Annotated in this window: 23 protein-coding genes; 11 read left to right on the forward strand and 12 right to left on the reverse strand. The window is 67.6% G+C overall.

The genetic code is table 11. The annotated features are described in order from the left end of the window. Positions 1-27: 27 nt before the first annotated feature. Together BN4346_RS43080 and BN4346_RS43085 are read right to left on the reverse strand one after the other, a co-directional pair. The gene (locus tag BN4346_RS43080; RefSeq protein WP_067976238.1) at positions 28-1,587 is read right to left on the reverse strand and encodes an acyl-CoA synthetase; all 1,560 of its coding nucleotides are present in this window, start codon (positions 1,585-1,587) and stop codon (positions 28-30) included. Between the two features lie 66 nt (positions 1,588-1,653). After that, complete coding sequence (locus BN4346_RS43085; RefSeq protein WP_067976240.1) at positions 1,654-2,685, reverse strand: LLM class F420-dependent oxidoreductase; 1,032 nt, start codon at positions 2,683-2,685, stop codon at positions 1,654-1,656. A 58-nt stretch (positions 2,686-2,743) separates the two neighbouring features. Between BN4346_RS43085 and BN4346_RS43090 the strand changes: the two genes are divergently transcribed. Genes BN4346_RS43090 through BN4346_RS43105 form a run of 4 tightly spaced genes read left to right on the forward strand, consistent with a single transcriptional unit; the run spans position 2,744 to position 6,403 of the window. Beyond that, positions 2,744-3,736: a Zn-ribbon domain-containing OB-fold protein gene (locus tag BN4346_RS43090; protein ID WP_067976242.1), complete on the forward strand. Its 993-nt coding sequence runs from the start codon at positions 2,744-2,746 to the stop codon at positions 3,734-3,736. Between the two features lie 8 nt (positions 3,737-3,744). Continuing rightward, complete coding sequence (locus tag BN4346_RS43095; RefSeq protein ID WP_067976244.1) at positions 3,745-4,809, forward strand: thiolase domain-containing protein; 1,065 nt, start codon at positions 3,745-3,747, stop codon at positions 4,807-4,809. Then, positions 4,809-5,981, forward strand: a complete 1,173-nt coding sequence (locus BN4346_RS43100; RefSeq protein WP_067976247.1) for a thiolase domain-containing protein — start codon at positions 4,809-4,811, stop codon at positions 5,979-5,981. Before BN4346_RS43095 ends, BN4346_RS43100 begins: the two co-directional genes overlap by 1 nt. An 11-nt stretch (positions 5,982-5,992) precedes the next feature. Continuing rightward, on the forward strand, positions 5,993-6,403 hold the full coding sequence (locus tag BN4346_RS43105; protein WP_067976249.1) for a nuclear transport factor 2 family protein: 411 nt from the start codon (positions 5,993-5,995) through the stop codon (positions 6,401-6,403). Positions 6,404-6,468: 65 nt separating this feature from the next. Here the strand turns inward: BN4346_RS43105 and BN4346_RS43110 are convergent, their stop codons facing one another. Then, positions 6,469-6,873, reverse strand: coding sequence for a type II toxin-antitoxin system VapC family toxin (locus BN4346_RS43110; protein ID WP_067976251.1), 405 nt, complete (start codon positions 6,871-6,873; stop codon positions 6,469-6,471). Further along, positions 6,870-7,148 carry a type II toxin-antitoxin system Phd/YefM family antitoxin gene (locus BN4346_RS43115; protein ID WP_067976253.1) on the reverse strand — a complete coding sequence of 93 codons (279 nt, stop codon included), beginning with the start codon at positions 7,146-7,148 and terminating at the stop codon, positions 6,870-6,872. The genes BN4346_RS43110 and BN4346_RS43115 overlap by 4 nt, the downstream gene beginning before the upstream one ends. A gap of 84 nt (positions 7,149-7,232) precedes the next feature. Between BN4346_RS43115 and BN4346_RS43120 the strand changes: the two genes are divergently transcribed. Beyond that, complete coding sequence (locus tag BN4346_RS43120) at positions 7,233-7,502, forward strand: helix-turn-helix domain-containing protein (RefSeq protein ID WP_067976254.1); 270 nt, start codon at positions 7,233-7,235, stop codon at positions 7,500-7,502. Positions 7,503-7,576: 74 nt separating this feature from the next. Here BN4346_RS43120 and BN4346_RS43125 read toward each other — a convergent pair whose 3' ends face one another. Continuing rightward, a complete protein-coding gene (locus BN4346_RS43125) occupies positions 7,577-8,113 on the reverse strand; it encodes a gamma carbonic anhydrase family protein (RefSeq protein WP_067976257.1) in 537 nt (178 codons plus the stop codon). A gap of 110 nt (positions 8,114-8,223) precedes the next feature. Here BN4346_RS43125 and BN4346_RS43130 point away from each other — a divergent pair, with 110 nt between their 5' ends. Both BN4346_RS43130 and BN4346_RS43135 read left to right on the forward strand, forming a co-directional pair. Continuing rightward, positions 8,224-9,396 carry a Rieske 2Fe-2S domain-containing protein gene (locus tag BN4346_RS43130; RefSeq protein ID WP_067976259.1) on the forward strand — a complete coding sequence of 391 codons (1,173 nt, stop codon included), beginning with the start codon at positions 8,224-8,226 and terminating at the stop codon, positions 9,394-9,396. Between the two features lie 10 nt (positions 9,397-9,406). Next, positions 9,407-9,889 (forward strand): hypothetical protein, encoded by a 483-nt coding sequence (locus tag BN4346_RS43135; protein WP_067976262.1) that lies wholly within the window; start codon positions 9,407-9,409, stop codon positions 9,887-9,889. 15 nt (positions 9,890-9,904) lie between these two features. Here BN4346_RS43135 and BN4346_RS43140 read toward each other — a convergent pair whose 3' ends face one another. Genes BN4346_RS43140 through BN4346_RS43150 form a run of 3 tightly spaced genes read right to left on the reverse strand, consistent with a single transcriptional unit; the run spans position 9,905 to position 12,962 of the window. Beyond that, on the reverse strand, positions 9,905-11,050 hold the full coding sequence (locus tag BN4346_RS43140; RefSeq protein ID WP_067976264.1) for a sulfotransferase family protein: 1,146 nt from the start codon (positions 11,048-11,050) through the stop codon (positions 9,905-9,907). Beyond that, on the reverse strand, positions 11,050-11,832 hold the full coding sequence (locus BN4346_RS43145; RefSeq protein WP_067976266.1) for an SDR family oxidoreductase: 783 nt from the start codon (positions 11,830-11,832) through the stop codon (positions 11,050-11,052). The genes BN4346_RS43140 and BN4346_RS43145 overlap by 1 nt, the downstream gene beginning before the upstream one ends. A gap of 2 nt (positions 11,833-11,834) precedes the next feature. Beyond that, positions 11,835-12,962: a hypothetical protein gene (locus tag BN4346_RS43150; protein WP_067976268.1), complete on the reverse strand. Its 1,128-nt coding sequence runs from the start codon at positions 12,960-12,962 to the stop codon at positions 11,835-11,837. Positions 12,963-13,058: 96 nt separating this feature from the next. Between BN4346_RS43150 and BN4346_RS43155 the strand changes: the two genes are divergently transcribed. Genes BN4346_RS43155 through BN4346_RS43170 form a run of 4 tightly spaced genes read left to right on the forward strand, consistent with a single transcriptional unit; the run spans position 13,059 to position 16,117 of the window. Beyond that, positions 13,059-13,994, forward strand: a complete 936-nt coding sequence (locus BN4346_RS43155; protein ID WP_067976270.1) for an IclR family transcriptional regulator — start codon at positions 13,059-13,061, stop codon at positions 13,992-13,994. Beyond that, positions 13,991-14,461 carry a nuclear transport factor 2 family protein gene (locus BN4346_RS43160; RefSeq protein ID WP_067976272.1) on the forward strand — a complete coding sequence of 157 codons (471 nt, stop codon included), beginning with the start codon at positions 13,991-13,993 and terminating at the stop codon, positions 14,459-14,461. Before BN4346_RS43155 ends, BN4346_RS43160 begins: the two co-directional genes overlap by 4 nt. After that, positions 14,458-15,387 (forward strand): TIGR03619 family F420-dependent LLM class oxidoreductase, encoded by a 930-nt coding sequence (locus BN4346_RS43165; protein WP_078058814.1) that lies wholly within the window; start codon positions 14,458-14,460, stop codon positions 15,385-15,387. Before BN4346_RS43160 ends, BN4346_RS43165 begins: the two co-directional genes overlap by 4 nt. 10 nt (positions 15,388-15,397) lie before the next feature. Beyond that, positions 15,398-16,117 (forward strand): EthD domain-containing protein, encoded by a 720-nt coding sequence (locus BN4346_RS43170; RefSeq protein WP_067976274.1) that lies wholly within the window; start codon positions 15,398-15,400, stop codon positions 16,115-16,117. Here BN4346_RS43170 and BN4346_RS43175 read toward each other — a convergent pair. The 4 genes from BN4346_RS43175 to BN4346_RS43190 are packed head-to-tail and all read right to left on the reverse strand — an operon-like array spanning position 16,092 to position 20,447. Then, entirely contained in the window at positions 16,092-16,355 is a 264-nt protein-coding gene (locus tag BN4346_RS43175; RefSeq protein ID WP_067976275.1) for a heme-binding protein, read from the reverse strand. The two genes, BN4346_RS43170 and BN4346_RS43175, sit on opposite strands and share 26 nt — an antisense overlap. Before the next feature lie 20 nt (positions 16,356-16,375). Continuing rightward, entirely contained in the window at positions 16,376-18,460 is a 2,085-nt protein-coding gene (locus BN4346_RS43180; RefSeq protein ID WP_067976277.1) for a RecQ family ATP-dependent DNA helicase, read from the reverse strand. Between the two features lie 29 nt (positions 18,461-18,489). Then, positions 18,490-19,518, reverse strand: coding sequence for a 4-hydroxy-2-oxovalerate aldolase (gene dmpG / locus BN4346_RS43185; RefSeq protein WP_067976279.1), 1,029 nt, complete (start codon positions 19,516-19,518; stop codon positions 18,490-18,492). After that, on the reverse strand, positions 19,515-20,447 hold the full coding sequence (locus tag BN4346_RS43190; RefSeq protein WP_067976281.1) for an acetaldehyde dehydrogenase (acetylating): 933 nt from the start codon (positions 20,445-20,447) through the stop codon (positions 19,515-19,517). The genes dmpG and BN4346_RS43190 overlap by 4 nt, the downstream gene beginning before the upstream one ends. Between the last annotated feature and the right edge of the window lie 18 nt (positions 20,448-20,465).

Raw genomic sequence — 20,465 nt, forward strand, 5'->3', positions numbered from 1 at the left:
CTCGGCCAGCGGCGCCCGGGCCACCGCCTAGATCTTGGCGTCCCGCCCCTCCCAGTACGGGTCACGCAGCTTGCGCTTGTACAGCTTGCCGTTGGGGTCGCGCGGCATCTCGGCGATGTAGTCAATCGAGCGGGGCAGCTTGAACTTCGCCAACCGTGCCGCCGCGTACTCCATCAGCTCGGCGGTCAGCGCGTCGTCACCGGTCACGCCCTCGGCGGTCTGCACGACGGCCTTGATCGCCTCACCCCACTCCTCGTCCGGCACCCCGAACACCGCGACGTCGAGCACCTTCGGGTGGATGATCAGCTCGTTCTCGATCTCGGCCGGGTAGACGTTGACCCCGCCGGAGATGATCATGTTGGTCTTGCGGTCCTGCAGATACAGGTAGCCGTCCTCGTCCAGGTAGCCGACGTCACCAACGGTGAACAGGTCACCGGCACGGTTTTCCTCGGTCTTCTTCTGGTCATTGTGGTAGGCGAAGGTAGAGCCGCCCATCTGCATGTAGACGGTGCCGACCTCACCGGACGGCAGCTCGTTGCCGTCGTCATCGAGCACCTTGACCACCGAATACGGCCAGGCCTTGCCCACCGAACCCGGGTGGGTCAGCCACTCGGCGCCGCTGATCTTGGTGCCGCCGCCCTCGGTGGCGGCGTAGTACTCGGTGATCACCGGGCCCCACCAGTCCAACATCTGGCGCTTGACCTCGGGCGGGCACGGCGCCGCGCCGTGAATCATGTTGCGCAGCGAGGACATGTCGTAGCGGGCACGCACCTCGGCGGGCAGCGCCAACAGCCGACGGAATTGGGTGGGCACCATGTGGCTGTGGGTGACCTTGTGCTGGTCAATCAGCGCCAGCATCTCTTCGGGGTCCCACTTGTCCATCAACACCACCTTGTGGCCCAGCTGGATGGAGATCGACGAAAAGTTCAGCACCGCAGTGTGATACAGCGGCGAGCCACAGATGTGTACGTGGTTGTCGAACGGCATCAGGTCATAGAGCGCGAAGAAGCCGGCCGAGGCAACCGGAACCGCATCGGGGTCGGCGCCGGTCAGCGGACGCTTGACGCCCTTGGGCTTGCCGGTGGTACCTGAGGTGTAGAGCATCGCGGCGCCCATGGTGCGCACGTCGGGCCGGGTCGCCGGCTCGTCGGCGCCCAACGTGGACAGCGGGGCGAACCCCGCCATTTTAGTCAGGTCGCCCACTCCAAAGCGCCCCGCGGCGGGCAGGCCGGCCTCGTCCGCGGCGATTTTGGCTGCCTCGGCGAACCGCTCGTGGGCGACAACAACTTTGGCGCCGCTGTCGGCGAGGATGTAGCCGATCTCCGGACCGGTCAGGTGCCAGTTGATGGCCACGATGTAGAGCCCGGTCTGCATGGCGGCGAAGTACACCGCGAGCGTGTCGACGATGTTCGGCAGCACCATCACCAGCACGTCACCGGGCTCCAGGCCCATCGCCTGCAGGCCGCGGCCGTAGCGGTCCGCGCGGGCGGCCAGCTCCCCGTAGGTCAGCTGACCACCGTGGACGTCGACCACGGCGACGGCGTCGGGGGTGTCACGGGCAATGTTCCACAGGCCGGCTTCGCTCATTCGGCCAATCTAGAACGCGTTCTAGTCTGCCCGCAAGGTGGGACCAGCGCCGCGCGCCGAACCGAACTAAACCAGCGAGGCCAGCTGCTGGATCTGCTCGGCGCTGCGTCCGGTGACCACCATCATGGTGACGCCGGCGGCCTCCCACACCTTGATCTGCTTACGGACGTAGTCGACGTCGCCGACGATCGCGGCGTCGTCCACGAGCTCGTCGGGGATGATCTCGCCGGCTTTGTCCTTTTGGCCGCTGCGGAACAACTTGGTGACGTCGTCGACGACCTCGCCGTAGCCCATCCGGCGGTAGACCTCGGCGTGGAAGTTGGTGTCCTCCGAACCCATGCCGCCCATGTAGAGCGCCAGGTAGGGCTTCATCGCCGCGAACGCCGCGGCGCGGTCTTCGGTGATGACGATGTTGGCGGTCGCGCAGATCTCGAAGTCTTCGCGGGTACGCCGCGCCCCGGGCCGGGCGAAGCCCTCGTCGAGCCATTCGTTGTACATGTCGGCCAGTCGCGGGGCGTAGAAGATCGGCAGCCAGCCGTCGGCGATCTCGGCGGCCAGCGCGATGTTCTTCGGGCCTTCGGCGCCGAGCATCACCGGGATGTCGGCACGGCGCGGGTGGGTGATCGGCTTGAGCGCCTTGCCCAGTCCGGTGCTGCCCTCACCGCTGATCGGCAGCGGGTAGTGCGGGCCGGCGCTGGTCACCGGGGCCTCGCGGGCCCACACCTGGCGCAGGATGTCGATGTACTCGCGGGTGCGGGCCAGCGGCTTGCCGAAGCGCTGGCCGTACCAGCCCTCCACCACCTGCGGCCCGGACACGCCCAGGCCCAGGATGTGGCGGCCACCGGAGAGGTGGTCCAACGTCAAGGCGGCCATCGCGCAGGCGGTCGGGGTGCGTGCCGACAGCTGAACCACCGAGGTGCCCAACCGAACCCGTGACGTCGACGAGCCCCACCAGGCCAGCGGCGTGTAGGCGTCGGAGCCCCACGCCTCGGCGGTGAACACCGAGTCGAAGCCGGCGTCCTCGGCCGCCGCGACCAGTTCGGCGTGGTTGGTCGGCGGCTGCGCGCCCCAATATCCGAGTTGCAGTCCCAGCTTCATCCTTGGCTCCTCGCTCGCCTGCTTGCCACCATTGTTAGAACCTGTTCTACTCGATGCCGTGACTGCCAGCCAAAGCACCCGCGCGCAGATCGACGAGCATGAGCCGCCCCTCTCTGCGCCGCTGAAGTTGTCCTTCGACTACACACGTTCAGTCGGCCCCGTTCTAGGCGCGTTCTTCACCGCTCTGCGTGAGCGCCGCATCGTCGGCGTACGCGGCGCCGACGGTCGGGTGTACGTGCCGCCGGCCGAGTACGACCCGGTCAGCTACGAACCGCTCACCGAGATCGTACCGGTGGGCAGTGTCGGCACCGTGGTGTCGTGGTCCTGGCAGCCGGCCCCGCTGGAAGGGCAGCCGCTGGACAAGCCGTTCGCCTGGGCGCTGATCAAGCTCGACGGCGCCGACGTGCCCTTGCTGCATGCGGTGGCGGCCGAAAGCCCCCAGGACATCAGCGTCGGCACCCGGGTGCACGCACACTGGGCCGACGAGACCGTCGGCGCGATCACCGACATCGCCTACTTCGCGATCGGTGAGGACGCCGAGCCGGCGGCCGACGCCCCCGACGAGCGCGATCCGGTGACCATGGTGGTGATCCCGTCCAGCCTGGAGATCCAGCACACCGCATCGCTCCCCGAAAGCGCGTATCTGCGCGCCCTGCAGGAGGGCAAACTGCTGGGGGCCCGCACCGGCACCGAGGGCAAGCTGTACTTCCCGCCCAAGGAAGCCGACCCGGCCACCGGCCTGCCACTGGACAACTTCGTCGAGTTGCCCGACACCGGCACCGTGACGACGTTCGCCATCATCAACATCCCGTTCGCCGGACAGCGCATCAAACCGCCGTACGTGGCCGCCTATGTGCTGCTCGACGGCGCCGATATTCCCTTCCTGCACTTGGTATCTGAGATCGATGCCCACGAGGTGCGGATGGGCATGCGCGTCCAGGCGGTGTGGAAGCCCCGCGAGGAGTGGGGCCTGGGCATCGACAACATCGAATACTTCCGGCCCACCGGCGAACCGGACGCCGACTACGACACCTACAAGCACCACCTGTGAGGGGCAGCATGACGCAACGCGATGTCGCGGTGGTGGGCTTTGCCCACGCCCCGCACGTTCGCCGCACCGACGGCACCACCAACGGCGTCGAGATGTTGATGCCGTGTTTCGCTCAGTTGTACTCCGACCTGGGTATCGCCCAGACCGACATCGGCTTCTGGTGCTCGGGTTCCTCGGACTACCTTGCCGGACGGGCTTTCTCGTTCATCTCGGCGATCGACTCGATCGGCGCGGTTCCGCCGATCAACGAGTCCCATGTAGAGATGGACGGCGCGTGGGCGCTGTATGAGGCCTACATCAAGGTGTTGACCGGCGAGGTCGACACCGCACTGGCCTACGGTTTCGGCAAGTCCTCGGCCGGCCAGCTGCGCCGGGTCCTCGCCTTGCAGACCGACCCCTATACCGTCGCTCCGCTGTGGCCGGACGCGGTCTCGATCGCAGCACTGCAGGCCCGGCTCGGACTGGACGGCGGCCAATGGACCGCCGAGCAGATGGCGCGGGTCGCAATGGATTCGTTCGCGGTCGCCGACCGGGTGGATTCGGTGGAGCCATCGGCCAACCTCGACGATCTGCTGGAGCGTCCGTTCTTCGCCGACCCGCTGCGCCGGCACGACATCGCACCGATCACCGACGGCGCCGCCGCGATCGTCCTGGCCGCGGGCGACAAGGCCCGTGAACTGTGCGAAAACCCGGCCTGGATCACCGGTTTCGAGCACCGCATCGAGTCTCCGGTGCTGGGCAGCCGGGACCTGACCCGGTCGCCGTCGACCACCGCTTCGACGCGTGCCGCCACCGGCGATGACATGCCTGCGGTGGACGTCGCCGAGATCCACGCGCCGTTCACCCATCAGCAGCTGATCCTGACCGAGGCGATGCGGTTGCCGTCGAAGACGAAGGTGAACCCGTCCGGCGGAGCCCTGGCGGCCAACCCGATGTTCGTCGCCGGGCTGGAGCGCATCGGCTTCGCCGCGCAGCACATCTTTAACGGTTCGGCGGGCCGGGTATTGGCCCACGCCACCAGCGGGCCTGCCCTGCAACAGAACCTGGTCGCGGTGATGGAAGGACGCAACTGATGGGCCAACTCGCTGCGGTGCTGGGCACCGGGCAGACCAAGTACGTCGCCAAGCGCCAGGACGTCTCGATGAACGGCCTGGTGCGTGAGGCCATCGACCGCGCGCTGGCCGACTCGGGCTCGACGTTCAACGACATCGACGCGGTGGTGGTCGGTAAGGCGCCGGACTTCTTCGAGGGCGTGATGATGCCCGAGTTGTTCATGGCCGACGCCGTGGGCGCGACTGGCAAGCCGCTGATCCGGGTGCACACCGCCGGTTCGGTGGGCGGGTCGACCGCGGTGGTGGCGGCCAGCCTGGTCAAGTCCGGCAAGTTCCGGCGGGTGCTGGCGATGTCCTGGGAGAAGCAGTCGGAGTCCAACGCCATGTGGGCGCTGAGCATCCCGGTGCCGTTCACCAAGCCGGTCGGCGCCGGCGCCGGCGGCTACTTCGCGCCGCACGTGCGCGCCTACATCCGCCGTTCCGGAGCACCGAATGACATCGGCGCGATGGTCGCGGTCAAGGACCGGCTCAACGGCGCCCGCAACCCGCTGGCGCACTTGCACCAGCCCGACATCACCGTGGAGAAGGTGATGGCGTCCCAAATGCTGTGGGACCCGATCCGTTTCGATGAGACCTGCCCGTCTTCGGACGGTGCTTGCGCAATCGTGATCGGCGACGAAACGGCTGCACAGGCCCGGATCGACGCGGGTGAGCCGGTGGCCTGGGTCCACGCCACCTCGTTGCGCACCGAGCCGTTGGCCTACTCCGGCCGCGACCAGGTCAATCCGCAGGCCGGCCGGGACGCCGCGGCCGCGCTGTGGAAGGAAGCCGGGATCACCAGCCCGATCGACGAGATCGACGCCGCGGAGATCTACGTGCCGTTCTCCTGGTTCGAGCCGATGTGGCTGGAGAACTTGGGTTTTGCGGCACCCGGCGAGGGCTGGAAGCTCACCCAGGCCGGCGAGACCGCGATCGGCGGCAAGCTGCCGGTGAACGCCTCCGGCGGGGTGCTGTCGTCTAACCCGATCGGCGCCTCGGGCATGATCCGGTTCGCCGAGTCGGCTATCCAGGTGATGGGCAAGGCCGGCGACCACCAGGTCCCGAACGCCCGCAAGGCACTGGGTCACGCCTACGGCGGCGGCTCGCAGTACTACTCGATGTGGGTCGTCGGGGCCGACAAGCCCGCCAGCTGAAAGGAATTCGGATGAACGCAGATCACCCCGCGCACCTGGCCGGTAAGCGCTCCCGAGATGCGGTGGCGGCCCGTGACAAGGAAGCCTGGCTGGCGAACTTCGCCGATGACGCGATCGTGCAGGACCCGATCGGGCCGTCGCACTTCGATCCGGAGGGCAAGGGCCACCGCGGCCGCGACGAGATCTCGGCGTTCTGGGACAACGCGATTGCGCCCACCGACAAGATCGAGTTCAACTTCTCCGACACCTTCCAGTGCGGTGACGAGGAAGCCAACACCGGAAACATCACCATCACCATGGGCGGCCACCAGATCGTCACCGAGGGTGTGTTCACCTACCGGGCCAATGCAGCCGGCCAGCTGCTCGCGCTGCGCGCCTACTGGGAGTTGGACAGGGCCGCGGCGAGCGCCCGCAAGCTCTAGGCGGTCTTGCCTCACTCGCAGCGCCCGCGCCGAACGCGACGCCGTCCGGATGGGTTGGCGCGCGATCAGCTCCCCGGTGATACCGCCGCCAGACCGACCTCGCGACAACCCGCGATCATGCGGTGGTCGTAGGTGAGCACCGCAGACAATCCCGGCCCGAGCTGGGCCGCGGCGGCCAGGTGGATCGCATCCCAAGACCGCAGCGCCGGCGGTCCGATCGTCTCGGCACGTGCGGTCACGGCCTCGCTCAGCGGAAGAATGTCGAGCCCGTCCAGCAGGTATCGGGCACGCTCGACGCCACCATGTTCGCCGTACCGCGCAACTGCGCGCATCAGTTCGACTCGGCCCAGCGCACTCGTGGCCGCAAATTCGCCGCGACCGAGCTGCACACCCAGCCAGGCACGCAGATCCACCGTCTCGGGCTCGTCGACGAGCAACTTCGTCAGCGCCGAGGTGTCGATATAGATCATTGCTCGTCGCGCATGTCGCGGAGCACGGCCGACAAGTCCCGTTTACCCTCGCGCAGCGGTACGGGCTCGATGTCGAGGAGGTTCTGGGGTCGGCGAGCCGGGACCAGCACACCGGAATCGATCAGGATGTCGCGGGAACGCTCGCCGGCCGGGACCGGAACCAGCCGGGCAACGAGCCGCCCATTGTTGGTGATGCCGAGTTCCTCACCCGCCTCGACGCGCGCGAGATGGCGCGACGCGTGCTGGCGCAGTTCCCGTACCCCGATCACCTCCACCCAGCCAATGTAGCACGCAGCGTGCTACAGCCCGGCAATCTATAGATGGTCGACCCAACACATTGACCTAGGCATGTTTCTGGGGTGCCAGAGTCCGCTATTGAACGAGAGCTGGCTGAGGCTCTGGGTCGGACATTGGCGGAATTGCGCCAAGAGCGAGGCCTGACGCAGGAGACTGTCGCCGAGGCCGCGGGGATCAGCCGCAACCACTACCAACTGTTGGAATACGGACTGGGTAAACGCGACGGACGAAAGCCGGCGAATCCACGGTTGTCGACACTTGTCGCGCTCAGCGAAGTCCTCGGCACCACCGTGCCGGAGTTGGTCAGCACGATGTTCCGGTCAGGCGCATAGCATCACCGGACTGGACGCTAGCGCGAAATCCTTACTGCCCCAGGCGATGCGGGCCGCGCAGCTGCCCGCGTAGGTCAATCGCTCAGCGTGACCGGCTCCATGCCGTCGCGGTAACGCTGTGCGAGATCGCGGTAGTACGGCGGGTTGGCGTTGATCCACATCTCGGCGCCGGTTCCGGCGATCGGGCCCTTGACGACGGCGGGCGAGCCAGTCACCAGCACTCCGGCCGGAATCTTGGTGCCGGCGAGCACCGTCGCGCCGGCCGCCACCAGGCTGCGACTGCCGATCACCGCGCCGTCGAGCACGGTGGCGTGGTTGCCGATCAATGCCTCGGCACCGATGTTGGCGCCGTGAATGAGGCACATGTGGGCGATCGTCGCGCCCGGACCGATGTCCACCGGCACGCCCGGCGGCACATGCAGTACCGAGCCGTCCTGTACGTTGGCACCCTCACGCACCACGATGGGCGCGTCGTCGGCCCGCAAGATGGCGCCGAACCACACCGAAGCCCCGGCTTCGATGGTGACGTCACCGATCAACGTGGCGGTGGGAGCGACGAAGGCGGTGGGGTCGATCCGCGGCGAACGACCATTGAACGAGAACAGCTGCATCGTTCACATATACCAGGGACCAAAGACCCCGAACCAGCAGGGCTTATTGCGCAAACAGGCGTCAAAACTGTAACGTGTTCTAGTTAGAAGCAAAGGGTTGGAGGCAACAGGTGAGCACTGACAACGCCGAGGTCGGCGTCCGCCACATCGATACCGGAACGCTGCCGGACCGCTACGCGCGTGGCTGGCACTGCCTGGGCCCGGTGAAGGACTTCCAGGATGGGAAGCCACACTCCATCCATGCGTTCGGTGCCAAGCTGGTGGTGTTCGCCGACTCGCAGGGTGAGCTGCACGTGCTCGACGCCTACTGCCGCCACATGGGCGGTGACCTGAGCCGCGGTGAGATCAAGGGCGACGCGGTCGCCTGCCCGTTCCATGACTGGCGCTGGGGCGGCGACGGACGCTGCAAGCTGGTGCCCTACTCCAAGCGGACCCCGCGGGTGGCCCGCACCCAGTCCTTCCCGACCGACGTGCGCGGCGGGCTGCTGTTCATGTACAACGACCCGGAGGGCAACCCGCCGCCGGACGAGGTGCGGATCCCGGAGATCCCGGAGTGGTCCAGCGGTGAGTGGACCGACTGGCGCTGGAACTCCATGGTGATCGACTCCAACTGCCGCGACATCATCGACAACGTCACCGACTTCGCGCACTTCTTCTACATCCACTACGGGCTGCCCACCTCGTTCAAGAACGTCTTCGAGGGCCACATCGCCTCGCAGTACTTGCACAATGTCGGGCGTTCCGACGTCCCCGGCCTGGGCACCAGCTACGGCGGTTCGGAATTGGACTCCGAGGCCTCCTACTTCGGCCCGTCGTTCATGATCAACTGGCTGCACAACAGCTACGGCGGCTTCAAGGCCGAGTCGATCCTGATCAACTGCCACTACCCGATCAGCCAGGACCAGTTCCGGCTGATGTGGGGCGTCATCGTGCAGAAGCCCAAGGGCCTCGACGACGCCACGACCGAGAAGATCGCCGACGCCATGACCGACGGCGTCAGCAAGGGCTTCCTGCAGGACGTCGAGATCTGGACGCACAAGAGCCGGATCGAGAACCCGCTGCTGGTCGAGGAAGACGGCGCGGTCTACCAGCTGCGCCGGTGGTACTCGCAGTTCTACGTCGACGCTGCCGACGTCACCCCCGAGATGACCGATCGCTACGAGATCGAGATCGACGCGACGGTGGCCAACGAGAAGTGGAACGCGGAGGTCGCCGAGAACCTGCGGGTGCAGGAAGCGGAAGCGAAGGCCCCAAAGGCCTCAGAAACCGTTAACGCAGAGTAGGTCTGGCACCATGGCCCGCGAGGTTCCCGACGCCGGCGAGCTGGCCCGGTCCATGCTGATGTTCTGCGGCCCGCACGACGACCACGGCGAGCACGGCGACTCCGCCGACGACCGGGACGATCAGTCGGGCCCCGACACCCGCTACTCGCGGCAACCGCTGTTTCCGGTCGATCCGGAACGCTACGAGGCGATTCGTGCTGCGACCGAACGGGACACCGACCGCTACCTGCATTCGGGCTTGATGCCGGTGGAGTGCCGACACTGCACAGCCACCGTCGAGGTCAAGAAGCTAGGCCCCGGATACACCTCGGTGCAATGGAATTCGGCGGCGGTGCAGCAGTGTGCCCACTTCGCCGCTGAGCGCGAAGCCGGCCACACCAGCAGCCGTAACCGCGGCTGCCCGAAGCTGGCGAAGAGCATCCTGCACGCGGTTGCCGAGGGCCATCTGGAGGAGCGATCCAGCGCGCCGCCGCCCGGCGACGGCATCGACTAGGGCTCTGGGCTCAGATCACAGGCCGGCGAAGCGCTCCCGCACCTGCTCTGCCGTCAACCCATAGTCGGCCAGCGAGTATTCGTGCTTCGGCGCCCGCGGGCCGGTCTTGCTTGCGGCATAGTCGTCGGCCATGGCCTGGCGCGCCTCATCGGAGAGCGGCAGGCCGAAGCGTTCGTAGATGCCCGCGGCGGTGGCCAACGGGTCGGCGACAAACTCGTGATAGTCGATGTCGCAGAACTGAGCCTGATCGTATTGGGCGCGTTGGCTGTTGAACAGCTCCAACCCGCGGGCCCAGGTCTCCATCTCGTCCGCGCCGATCTGCGCGCCGACAAAGGTGTTCGACTGGCCCTCGGTGGTGTGCTGGGCCAGCGAGCACATCGACGCCAAGATGGTTTCCACCGGCCGGTGGCACTGCACGATCAGCGCGTCGGGATAGACCGCCATGATCGCGTCCAGCGCGAACAGGTGACTGGGGTTCTTGAGCACCCACCGTTTGCCTGGGTCGTTGAGCCCGATCAGTTGCAGGTTACGACGGTGTCGCTGGTATGCCGGGGTCCAGTCCTGCTCGGAGAGCCAGCGCGAATAGGTCGGCAGGTGTGCCAGCGTCTCGTACGACACCGAATGCAGCGACTGGCGCAGCAGCTGCCAGCACTCCTCCAAGCCGTCGGCGGTCATGAAGTGCAGCCCGGTGTAGTCCGGGTTCTCGTCGTGGTGCCGCGCGAACTGGGCCGCCATCTGCTGGAAAACCGGGTTGCTGTCCCAGGTTTCGCGTGGCGGCCGCGGCTGCGGGAACTCGGCCAGCCACATCTCTAAACCCTGGTGCGCCGGGTCAGCGCCCAGCAGCCGGTGCAGCGCGGTGGTTCCGGTGCGGGGCAGCCCGGTCACGAAGATCGGCCGCTCGATGCCGACCTGGGTGTACTCGGGGTTCGCGTTCCAGCCGGCCTGCGACAGCAATCGGGCCACCAGCGCACCGCGCAGGAAGAACCGGTTCATCTTGCTGCCGAGCTCGGTAAGGCCGGCCTCGGTGCGATAGGAGTCCAGCAGCACGCCGAGCGCTTCGCGGTAGTTGTCGTCGTCGGGACCGAAGTCGTCCAGACCCACCATCTTGGTGGCCGAGGCGTGCAGATCCTCGACGGTACCGACATTGGTACGAGCCGTCATCAGTTGTGGTACTCCCCGCAGTTGACGTCGATAACCTGGCCGCTGATGCCGCTGGCCAGATCGCTGGCCAAAAACAGCACGGCGGAGGCCACCTCGTCCTCGGTGGGCAGGCGCTTCAGGTCGGAGTTGGCGGCGGTGGCGGCATAGATCTGCTCGACGGTGGTGCCGTACTTGCCGGCCTGGTGGGCGAAGTAGCTCTGCAAGGTGTCACCCCAGATGTATCCGGGCGCAACGGAGTTGACCCGGATTCCCTGCTCGCCCAGCTCGGACGCCAACGACTGCGACATCGCCAGCAGGGCGGCCTTGGCCATCTTGTAGGCGCCGTACTTGGGTTGGGAGTGCCGGATCACCATCGAGTTCAGGTTGACGATCGAGCCTCCTGCCGCGGCCAGTGCCGGCGTGAAGCCCTGGGTCAGGCGCAGCGCGCCGAGCCCGCTGAGCTCGATGGCGTCGCGGATATGCTGAAACGTGGTCTGCGCCAACGGCTTCATCGACGGCACCCGGAACGCGTTGTTGATCAAGACGTCGATGTGGTCGAACTCGGCCGTGGCCGCCTGCACCAGGTGCGCTACCTGGCCGTCATCGGTGATGTCGGCCGGGACCACCAGGGCGCGACGCCCGGCAGCCCTGACCTGCTTCGCCACCTCTTCCAGGCGATCCGCGCTGCGCGCGACCAGCACCAGGTCGGCACCCTCGGCCGCGAACCGATTGGCCATCGTGCTGCCGAGCCCCGGCCCGACCCCACTGATCACCACCACTTTGCCGTTGAGCATTCCGGTCATCTTCACCCCAGCATTCTGTTAGCGATTTGCTGCTGCCGCTGCGTGATACGCGCTCGCCAGTCTTCTTGCGAAATCTTGTTGTGGTCGTAGAACGGCAGTGCTGCCTGCACCGCATCGACGTCGATCAGCTCGACGGTCGGGCCGTCTGCCTCGGTCAGTTGCCGAGATACCCGCTGCCAACGGAACTGCAGGAAGCCGCGCCGATGCCCCAAGGTCTCGACCCAGTTGGTCACCCCGGGATCGCTGTCGGAGACCACGATCCGGATCTTGCCGTCCGGATCGGCTTGCGCCTGAGTGCCGTTCAGCGAGGTCTGGTGGTTGATGTAATCCAGCGAGATGTACCACAGACTGCCCAACTGGAAACCCAGGTACGGCGCATCCGACACCGGCAGGGTGATGACCAGGGCCTGGCCGGGCCCGAGCTCGTAGTGCCCGGCCGACGAGTACTGAGTGGCCAGGCCGCCCGGCGTGAGCCGCGGCGCCACCATGGTGTTGACCGGAAGGTTGAGGTAGAACCACTGCGGGAAGGCCAGCCAGGTCTTGACCCGGTTGATCAGCTGCTTTCCCGCTGCCGCATAACGCTTCTCGATGAGCTGACGGGTCAGCGGCGGCGGTGCAGTGCCTTCGGTGTCGGTCCGGGAGATTGAGAGCGTGCCGCGCTGCGCGGCCCAGTCGTTGTAGACCTCGCGGATCACCAGTTGCGCCGGCGTCTTCGGCTGGAAGCGCCAGCTGAAGGTGCCGTCGGCTGAGATGTCGAGTTCGCGGTCGTCGAACGCGGCCTCGCTGGCCGGAACATTGTCATCGGTGTATTCGCCGCCGAGCAGCTGGAAGCTCAGGTCGGTCGTGGTCCCGCGGACCCCGCGCACCACGTAGTCGTTGCCGGGGCGCACCACGGTGCCGAAGTACAGCGTGTCGGGATTGTCCAGGCCCATCTTGGTGAACGGCCCGGTGCCCGACAGCAGGAACGGGTGGTCGCGTTCGGAGTTGAACGCCGCGTGCACGCATGCCTCGACGCCGCCGGCCAGGTATTGCAGGCCCTCGAGCAGGTCGGCCTCGGTCTCGATGTGCGGAGCCGCGGCGACCAGCTTCTCCGCCTCGGCGATCGCGGCCGAAAGTGGTTCGGAGTACATCGCTGCAGTACCTCTCAGATCCTCGACTGTTCCAATATTGAACCAGGATGGTAGATATCTCGAACCGACTTTAGACGGTCGCGGTAGCATGCTGCAATGGCTGTGCCTGAACAAGCGGCGCCCCAACGAGTCGTGCGGTCGTCGCCGCCGACCGCACGGGGGGTGACGATCCTGGACTTTCTGGCCCGCCATCCCGACCAGAGCTTCGGCCTGTCCGAACTGGCCCGGCGCACCGAGCTGTCCAAGCCGACCTGCCTGGGCATCGCCAACGCCCTGGCCGAAGCGGGCTACCTGACGCGGGACGATCCCGACAAGACCTACCGGCTCGGACCGGGCCTGATCTCGCTCGGTCGCGCGGCCCAGCAGTCGCTGCGGGTCGGCCCCGAGGCACGCGAGCAACTGCGCCGACTGTCCGCGGATTTCGCCACCTCCGTGGCGCTGAGCGCGGTGGTGGATGACCGGATAACGGTGCTGGAGCTGGTGGCGGCGCCCAACGCGCATCTGGGAGTTCAGGCCGGCCAGAGTTATCCGTTCGCACCGCCGGTCGGGCTGATGTTCGTGCTCTGGGACGACCCTGCGCTGCAGGACTGGCTGGCCCGCCAGCCCACCATCCCGCTGCGGTCCGAGAGCGAGCGACTGCAGCGCGTCGTCGACGAATGCCGGGCCGACGGATACCTGGTCGAGCGACTGACACCGGGCGGGCAACGGCTCTACGGGTTGATGGCGGGCCTGTCCAGCGATCTGCCCGACGAGCTGCGGGCCCTGCTCGGTGAGCTGGTCTCCGATATCGGCGAGCGGGTGTATCTGCGCGGCGAAGCCGGCGGACGGGGCCGGCACGACATCAGCGTGATCTCCGCACCGGTCTACGACCACCATCAACGCCAGGCGATGGTGGTGTCGCTGCACGCCCAACGCGCTCTGACCGATGCCGAGATCACCAAATGGGCGCGTGGACTGCTGCGCACCGCCGAGGCGCTCACCACCCAACTCGGCGGAAGCAAGCCTGCATGGCTGTTAGGTTCGGCGCCATGACCGCACCGGCCTTGTCCGCGACCGATCGGCTCGAACTGTCCTACCTCGTGCACCGCTACGCCGGCTACGTCGACGCCCGGCGCTTCGACGAGGTGGCCGAATTGTTCACCGCCGACGCCGAACTGGTGCTTCCCGATCCACCGGATCACCTGGAGCCGTGCGTCCGGCACCGGGGTCACGCCGGGGTGCGGGACGCCATGTCAGCACTAGCCGCGGTGACCCGGACCCAGCACGGCATCGTCGGCGAGATCTACACGAGTGCGACGCCCGGCGATGTCGCGACCGGCGAGATCAACGGGGTGGCGCATCACTGGATCGAGCACGACGGCAGACTCACCGACCACATCTGGTACCTGCGCTACCGCGACGCCTATCACCGCGTCGGGCAGAGCTGGCGAATCGCGCAGCGGGCACTGACCATCGACGCGATCGAGTCTCGGCCGGCCCGGCAGGTGCGGCCATCATGACACCTCAGATCTCCTTTCAGCTCAAGACTTTCACCGACGACCCGGGCCACGACTGGAGCACCACCCTGGCGCTGGGCGCTGCGATGGACGCCGCCGGCGTGGATCGTGTCGTGGTCTCCGATCATGTGGTGTTCGGCGAGAACCCGGATGCTTACGCCGATCCCCGGCTGGGCGGGATCGCCGGCGGACGCCAGCCGACTGGTCCCGACGGTCAGTGGCTGGACCCGCTGATCGTGCTGACCGCGCTGGCCGCAACTACCACCCGCATCCGGCTGGGCACCGCGGTGTTGCTGGCGGCACTGCGCCGTCCGGCGGTGCTGGCCAAGGAGCTGGCCACGTTGGACGTACTCTCCGGCGGGCGACTGGATCTCGGGGTGGGCGTCGGCTGGCAACGCGAGGAATACGAGGCCGCCGGCCTGTCCTTCGAGCGCCGCGGACGACTGCTGGATCACACCCTGGAGGTGTGCCAGACCCTCTGGACTCAGCAGCGCAGCAGCTACACGTCTCCGGAGTTGTCTTTCGAGAACATTCACCAGATGCCCAAACCCGTTGCGCCCGGCGGGGTTCCGATCTGGGTCAGCGGCACCGTCAACGACGCGGTGGCGCGCCGGCTGGCCCGGTTCGGGTCCGGCTGGATCCCGTGGGGCCCGGCGATGCGCGACCCGGCCGGCGCCATCGCGGCGATGAAGGATCGCGTCGTGGGTTTGGGCGGCGACCCGACCGGCCTGCAGGTGCTGGGGCACGCGACCACCGTCAAGAACGCCGACGGCTCGCTGGACACCGCCGCCACCGCGGCCTCGGCTCCGGCGCTGGTGGCCGCCGGGGTCACCGATGTGCGGGTCACCTGCTCGCTGCCCAAGGACATCGGCCGGGCCACAGATCTGCTTCGCGAACTCGTCGAGGCGTTCCGCGCCGCAACCGGTTAAGGAGACATCGATGGAAAAGGTCATGATCATCGCGCGGACAGCCGATTTCAGCGACCAATGGTGCCAGAATCTGCGCGGTCCGATCGCGGCGAAACTACTGGATCTGGGGCTGCCGGGCGTCGTGGTCAACGTGCGCGACGAGGCGGTGCGCGACTCCATGATGACCCTGACGACGCTGGATCCGCCGGCGGCGGCCGTCATCAGCCTGTGGACCCAGCAGTACTACGGCGAAGCGACCCGCGCCGCCATCGCACTGATCGAAGCCGAATCTGATTCGGCGGCAGCGTATCTGGTCACCGAATCGATGCCCATGCCGCCGCCGGATGCCGGCGAGGGCCGTCGCACCCGGGGGCTGGCCAACGTGGCGCTGCTGCGCCGGCCGGCTGATTTGGATGAGGCGACCTGGCTGCACCGCTGGCACATCGACCACACCCAAGTCGCCATCGACACCCAGGCCACCTTCGGCTACACCCAGAATGTGGTGATCCGCCCGCTCACCGAGGATGCACCCCGGATCGACGCCATTGTCGAGGAGAACTTCCCGGACGAGGCGGTGTCCGACCCGTACGCGTTCTATGGCGCGGCCGACGAGACCGATCTGACCGATCGGGTGGGTCGGATGATCGCCAGTGTCAGCGCGTTCGGCGCGCACCTGAACATCGACACGGTGCCCACCAGCCGCTATGTGTTCCGGTCGCCGTTCGTCACACACACTGCTGAGACAGCGTGATCAGCGCCTGCCGCACGTCGGGGTGCCGCTCCAGGTAGGCCAGCACCGGGTTCGGTGAATTCGGGTCCTCTTGTTTTCCTCGCTCGTTCAGGTCGTTCCTGACATCTGGATGCCGGTTCAGGTACGAGTCGATGGATTCACCGACGGTTTGGTCGCACGGCGCTGCGTTGGCCACCGGTGTCAGGACCCCTGCCACGCTCAGCAAGCCGACCGCAATCGCTCGAGTAATACCGCTCATCACTCGACGGTACCCGCGTTTTAGCTGACGCTGGCCAGGGCGAACGGCAGGACTTGCGGTGCGCCGGCCGCGCGCAACACCCGGGCCGCCATCGTCAACGTCCACCCGGTGTCGGTCACGTCGTCGACCAGCAGCACCGGGCCGATACCTGCCGGAAGTTCCGCCGGCGGCAGCCAGCAGCCCTGCAATGCGGCGACCCGGTAGGCGGAGTTCGCGGCCGCCGTCGCTCGCCGGCCTGGCGCATATCGCAGGGTGTCCAAGCGGGTCAGGCGGCCGAGCTGCGCCAGCCGGTCGGTCAGCGAGCCGATCAGCACCGGGTGCGTGGCCGAGTCCAGGCCCAGCACCGCGGTCGGCCGGCTCTGCCACTCCCAGCCGGCCAGCACGCTCACGGCTGCGCGTACCACCTCGTCGGGCACCTCGCGGTCCGGCTCGTCGAGCAGCCGGCGCAGCCGCGCACCCCAACCCAGGTCGGTTAGCCGGCCGATCACCCGGCCCGGCTCCGGCCCGTCGGCGATCCGGCCGGATAGTTCCACGCCGAGCTGCGCCAGCCCCGACGGCCACTGTCGGCGCGGCGTGATCTCCACGCCGGGACGCATCAGCCGCTCCCGGGTGGCCTCGGCAGCACTGGGATCCACCGCGGCATCGAACCGCGGCCCGGTGCAGTTGTCGCACCGCCCGCAACGCTCCCCCGCTTGCAGCTGCGGGTCATTGAGCTGGGCGCGTAGGAAACTCATCCGGCAGCCGCCGGTGCTCTGGTAGTCCAGCATCGCCTGCTGCTCGGCCCGTCGCAGCTCGTCGAGCTTGCGGTAGCGCTGCTCGTCGTAGGCCCACTGCGCTCCGGTGCCCAACCAACCGCCCTTGACCCGGCGCACCGCGCCGTCGACGTCGAGGACCTTGAGCACCATCTCCAACCGGGACCGATTCAGGTCGACCCGCGCTTCCAGCGCCGGTGTCGACAGCGGCTGATCCGGCGACAGCTCGCCGATCACCTTGCGCACCAAGGACTCCGCGGGGAAGGCCAGCGAGGCGAAATAGCGCCAGATGTCCTGGTCCTCGGTGCCGGGCAGCAGGATGACCTCGGCGCTGGCGGTGGCGCGTCCGGCTCGACCGACCTGCTGGTAGTAGGCGATCGGTGAGGACGGCGCACCCAGGTGGACGACGAATCCCAGGTCGGGCTTGTCGAATCCCATGCCGAGGGCCGACGTGGCGATCAGTGCTTTGACCCGATTGGCCAGCAGATCGGCCTCGAGTTGCTCCCGATCGGCCGAATCGGTCGAACCGGTGTAGGCGGCCACCGCGAAGCCCTGGGCGCGCAGGTCGGCGGCCACATCGTGGGCTTGGGCCACGGTGAGCGTGTAGACGATCCCGGAGCCGGGCAGCTCGTTCAGGTGAGCGCCGATCCAGGCGGCCCGCTGCGCCGGGCCACCGGCAGCCACCACCGACATCCGCAACGACTCGCGATCCAGACCGCCACGCAGCACCAGGGTGTCGCCACCGCCGACCCCGAGCTGGCCGGCGACATCGGCGACCACCCGGTCGTTGGCGGTCGCCGTGGTCGCCAGCACCGGGATGTCGGCGCCGAGCTCGGCGATCAGGGTGCGGATACGCCGGTAGTCCGGCCGGAAGTCGTGGCCCCAGTCCGAGACGCAGTGCGCCTCGTCGACCACGACCAGCCCGGCCCGGGCCGCCAGCGCCGGCAGCACCTCGTCGCGGAAGTCGGGGTTGTTGAGCCGCTCCGGGCTGACCAGCAGCACGTCCAGTTCGCCCGCGGTCACCCGGCGTTGCACGTCGGCCCACTCGGTCACGTTCGAGGAGTTGATGGTGGCCGCGTGCACACCGGCGCGTTCGGCAGCGGCGACCTGGTTGCGCATCAACGCCAGCAGCGGCGAGACGATCACCGTCGGACCGTGCCCGCCGGCCCGCAGCAGCTTGGCCGCGATGAAGTACACCGCCGACTTGCCCCAGCCGGTGCGCTGCACCACCAGGGCGCGGCGGCGCCCCACCACCAGCGCCTCGATCGCTGTCCACTGGTCGTCACGCAGCCGCGCCTGCGGACCGGCCAGCTGCTCCAGAATCGCCTGGGCTTCAGCGCGCGTCGAACTCACAGCCCCATCGTGCCGGACCTCGCCGACAACTACTTCGCGGCCCGCTCCCGCTGGATCTCCAGCGCGATGTCGATCAGCTGGTCCTCCTGGCCGCCGATCAGCTTGCGCTGCCCGGCCCGGTGCAGCAGCTCGTGGGCCGGCACGCCGTACCGCTCGCCCTGGCGCACCGCGTGCTTGAGGAAGCTGGAATACACCCCGGAGTAGCCCATGATCAGCGCGTTGCGGTCCAGCACGCACTCGGCCGGCATAGCCGGGCGCACCACTTCCTCGGCGGCGTCGGCAATGTCGAAGAAGTCGATACCGGTCTTGATCCCGACCTTGTCGAATACCCCGATCAGCGCCTCGACCGGGGCGTTGCCCGCACCCGCACCGAACCGGCGCACCGAGCCGTCGATCTGCTTGGCGCCGGCCCGCACCGCCTCCAGGGAGTTGGCGACGCCCAGGCCCAGGTTCTCGTGGCCGTGGAAACCCACCTGGGCGTCGTCGCCCAGCTCGGCGACCAACGCGGCCACCCGATCGCGGACGCCTTCGAGCACCAGCGCGCCGGCCGAATCGACCACGTACACGCACTGGCAGCCGGCGTCGGCCATGATCCGGGCTTGGCCGGCCAGCTTCTCCGGGGAGACGGTGTGGGCCATCATCAAGAACCCGACGGTCTCCAGGCCCAGCTCCCGGGCCAGACCGAAGTGCTGGATGGAGACATCGGCCTCGGTGCAGTGGGTGGCGATCCGGCAGATCTGTCCGCCGTTGCCCTGCGCCTCCTTCATGTCTTCCTTGGTCGCCACGCCGGGCAGCATCAGGAAGGCGATCTTGGCGTCCTTGGCGGTCTGCGCCGCCAGCTTGATCAGCTCCTGGTCAGGAGTTTTGGAGAACCCGTAGTTGAAGCTGGACCCGCCCAGCCCGTCACCGTGGGTCACCTCGATGACCGGCACTCCGGCGGCGTCGATCGCGGCGACGATCGCCGCAACCTCCTCGGGGGTGAACTGGTGCCGCTTGTGGTGGCTGCCGTCCCGCAGCGAGGTGTCGGTGATCCGCACGTCGAAGATGTGGTCGCTCATTTCACTCCTCCAGCACTCACGCCGGCCATCTCGCGGGCGATCTCCTCGCCGACCTTGGTCGCGGCGGCGGTCATGATGTCCAGGTTGCCCGCATACGGGGGCAGATAATCGCCGGCGCCCTCGACTTCGACGAACGTGGTGACCACGGCACGCCCGCCGGAGTTCAGCGACGGCTCGTCGAACTGCGGCTCGTTGAGCAGCCGGTAGCCCGGCACGTAGGTCTGCACCTGGGCAACGACATCCTTGATGGACGCGGTGATCGCGTCGCGGTCGGCGTCCTCGGGGATCTGGCAGAAAATGGTGTCGCGCATGATCATCGGCGGGTCGGCGGGGTTCAAGATAATGATCGCCTTGCCGCGCTCGGCACCACCGATGGTCCGCACACCCGCCGAGGTGGTCTTGGTGAACTCGTCGATGTTGGCCCGGGTGCCCGGTCCCGCCGAGACACTCGCGACGCTGGCCACGATCTCCGCATACGGCACCGTGCCGCCCTGCTCTTTGACCGCCCGGGTGACCGCGTACACGATCGGAATGGTGGCCTGGCCACCGCAGGTGATCATGTTGACGTTCGGCGCGTCGACATGCTCGTGCAGGTTTGCCGGCGGAATCACCGCCGGGCCCACCGCGGCCGGGGTCAGGTCGATGGCCCGGATACCGGCGGCCTCGTACTTGGGCGCGTACGCCTTGTGCACGTAGGCGCTGGTGGCCTCGAAGACGAAGTCCGGCTTCTCATCCAGGGCGAGCAGCCAGTCCGCCCCCTCGGCCGAAGTCTCCAGACCGAGCTTGCGGGCCCGGGCCAGACCCTCGGACTCCGGGTCGATGCCGATCATCCAGCGCGGCTCCAGCCACTCCGAACGCAGCAGTTTGTACAGCAAGTCGGTGCTGATGTTGCCCGACCCGACGATCGCGACTGAGGCTTTGGCAGCCATGAACGCTCCTCTATTGGA

The sequence above is a fragment of the Mycolicibacter icosiumassiliensis genome (assembly GCF_900078685.2).
Taxonomy (GTDB): Bacteria; Actinomycetota; Actinomycetes; order Mycobacteriales; family Mycobacteriaceae; genus Mycobacterium; species Mycobacterium icosiumassiliensis.

Bases quoted from the DNA above. Each gene is read 5' to 3' on its own strand.
- BN4346_RS43080 (WP_067976238.1), bottom strand. From the start codon at position 1,587: ATGAGCGAAGCCGGCCTGTGGAACATTGCCCGTGACACCCCCGACGCC.
- BN4346_RS43085 (WP_067976240.1), bottom strand. From the start codon at position 2,685: ATGAAGCTGGGACTGCAACTCGGATATTGGGGCGCGCAGCCGCCGACC.
- BN4346_RS43095 (WP_067976244.1), top strand. From the start codon at position 3,745: ATGACGCAACGCGATGTCGCGGTGGTGGGCTTTGCCCACGCCCCGCAC.
- BN4346_RS43100 (WP_067976247.1), top strand. From the start codon at position 4,809: ATGGGCCAACTCGCTGCGGTGCTGGGCACCGGGCAGACCAAGTACGTC.
- BN4346_RS43105 (WP_067976249.1), top strand. From the start codon at position 5,993: ATGAACGCAGATCACCCCGCGCACCTGGCCGGTAAGCGCTCCCGAGAT.
- BN4346_RS43110 (WP_067976251.1), bottom strand. From the start codon at position 6,873: ATGATCTATATCGACACCTCGGCGCTGACGAAGTTGCTCGTCGACGAG.
- BN4346_RS43125 (WP_067976257.1), bottom strand. From the start codon at position 8,113: ATGCAGCTGTTCTCGTTCAATGGTCGTTCGCCGCGGATCGACCCCACC.
- BN4346_RS43135 (WP_067976262.1), top strand. From the start codon at position 9,407: ATGGCCCGCGAGGTTCCCGACGCCGGCGAGCTGGCCCGGTCCATGCTG.
- BN4346_RS43140 (WP_067976264.1), bottom strand. From the start codon at position 11,050: ATGACGGCTCGTACCAATGTCGGTACCGTCGAGGATCTGCACGCCTCG.
- BN4346_RS43145 (WP_067976266.1), bottom strand. From the start codon at position 11,832: ATGACCGGAATGCTCAACGGCAAAGTGGTGGTGATCAGTGGGGTCGGG.
- BN4346_RS43150 (WP_067976268.1), bottom strand. From the start codon at position 12,962: ATGTACTCCGAACCACTTTCGGCCGCGATCGCCGAGGCGGAGAAGCTG.
- BN4346_RS43155 (WP_067976270.1), top strand. From the start codon at position 13,059: ATGGCTGTGCCTGAACAAGCGGCGCCCCAACGAGTCGTGCGGTCGTCG.
- BN4346_RS43160 (WP_067976272.1), top strand. From the start codon at position 13,991: ATGACCGCACCGGCCTTGTCCGCGACCGATCGGCTCGAACTGTCCTAC.
- BN4346_RS43165 (WP_078058814.1), top strand. From the start codon at position 14,458: ATGACACCTCAGATCTCCTTTCAGCTCAAGACTTTCACCGACGACCCG.
- BN4346_RS43170 (WP_067976274.1), top strand. From the start codon at position 15,398: ATGGAAAAGGTCATGATCATCGCGCGGACAGCCGATTTCAGCGACCAA.
- BN4346_RS43175 (WP_067976275.1), bottom strand. From the start codon at position 16,355: ATGAGCGGTATTACTCGAGCGATTGCGGTCGGCTTGCTGAGCGTGGCA.
- dmpG (WP_067976279.1), bottom strand. From the start codon at position 19,518: ATGAGCGACCACATCTTCGACGTGCGGATCACCGACACCTCGCTGCGG.
- BN4346_RS43190 (WP_067976281.1), bottom strand. From the start codon at position 20,447: ATGGCTGCCAAAGCCTCAGTCGCGATCGTCGGGTCGGGCAACATCAGC.